This is a genomic window from Subsaximicrobium wynnwilliamsii, assembly GCF_007997225.1.
Lineage (GTDB): Bacteria > Bacteroidota > Bacteroidia > Flavobacteriales > Flavobacteriaceae > Psychroserpens > Psychroserpens wynnwilliamsii.
Genome location: NZ_VORM01000093.1, coordinates 1 through 1449, shown reverse-complemented (window position 1 = coordinate 1449; position 1449 = coordinate 1). Strand labels below are relative to the sequence as shown.

The window sequence follows — 1449 nt, the reverse complement described above, 5'->3', positions numbered from 1 at the left end:
ACAACATCGCGTATAATTAATTGCTTGGCTTGTTCTTCTTCCGAAAATCCTCGTGGGATGCCCAAGTTCGTTTTTATTTGCTAAATTAGCGCTTGAGACCCGCAACTAATCATACTCAAGAGCGTTGTAAAAAATGGCGGAATTCACTCAGAACCAGAAAAGCGGAATTCAAAAAAGTTTTCCTTTTTACGGTCGCGGAATTTTTTTCGATTTCTAACCAGTCCCATAAATGAAAAACGGAATTACAAAATCAGAAAAGTTTACGGAACCTTGAATTGATCAAATTCACTCTGAATAAAATCGTCTTGCGAAATTGCTCACTCACACGGAATTTTACACTCGGGCGGAATCACAAAGTTCGCGGATTTTGGGAACGGCGGAACTCACTCAATCCCACTATCTCAGGGAAAGCAACAACAAAACACAATAATTCCAGGCCACTTTTCACAACATCGCGTATAATTAATTGCTTGGCCTGTTCTTCTTCCGAAAATCCTCGTGGATGCCCAAGTTCGTTTTTATTTGCTAAATTAGCGCTTGAGACACGCAACTAATCATACTCAAGAGCGTTGGCAACAATGTCCAAGAACCTATGAACAAAGTATTAATCATTTTTCTAATTATCGGACTTTACTCTTGCGGAGAAAAGCAGAAATCTGAAAAGAAAGCGGAAATAGTAGAAGTTGAAAAAACCGCTTCTAAACTTAAAGACTTTGAATTAGTTCAGGACTTTGAGCAAAATAAAGCAGAATTTAGAATAGACAAATTTGAACTTAACGACCATTCTGCTGATGGTGGCGAATTAACAGTATTCCACAATAAAAACTTCGATTATGTTGTTTTGGATTTTTGGTTGTACGGTGAAACTGGAAAACTGAATTACACATTTTGGACAGAAAAAGAAGGAAATATGAAATTCAAGTTTGTTAAGCAATTGAAATACGAATATGACAAACCTTATTATGTAGAAAATTATAAAACGGATTCTATAATTCGCTATTTGACGTATTCTGATTCAAGAATAAAACTATTTGATATAAACAAAACGGAAATCACAGAATCTGAACAGATTGAAAAAAGCAAATCGGAATTGGAATCATTTTTCACAGATGTGACTAAAGGAATTGAAATAATAAAATAAAACACAGTTGCCAACATCGCGTATGATTAATTGCTAGGCCTGTTCTCCTTCCGAAAATCCTCGTGGATGCCCAAGTTCGTTTTTATTTGCTACATTAGCGCTTGAGACACGCAACTAATCATACTCAAGAGCGTTGGCTAAAATAGCAGAATTAGCAAGTAAATTCATAATCCAGACTTTTTAAGAGCTAATTCGTGACATCATGCGGAAACCAATCTCTGCGGACTTTTTAGCAGGTTTATGGAATCGCTATCTGAAAAACAATTCACAGAAAACCGAGTTAAATAAAAAGAGTTTCTAATAAGATT

At 35.7% G+C, this 1449-nt stretch carries 1 protein-coding gene; it reads left to right on the top strand.

The genetic code is table 11. The features are described 5' to 3' along the window. The first annotated feature begins 592 nt into the window (after window positions 1–592). The gene (locus ESY88_RS20630) at window positions 593–1141 is read left to right on the top strand and encodes a hypothetical protein (RefSeq protein WP_147088593.1); all 549 of its coding nucleotides are present in this window, start codon (window positions 593–595) and stop codon (window positions 1139–1141) included. Window positions 1142–1449 lie beyond the last annotated feature (308 nt).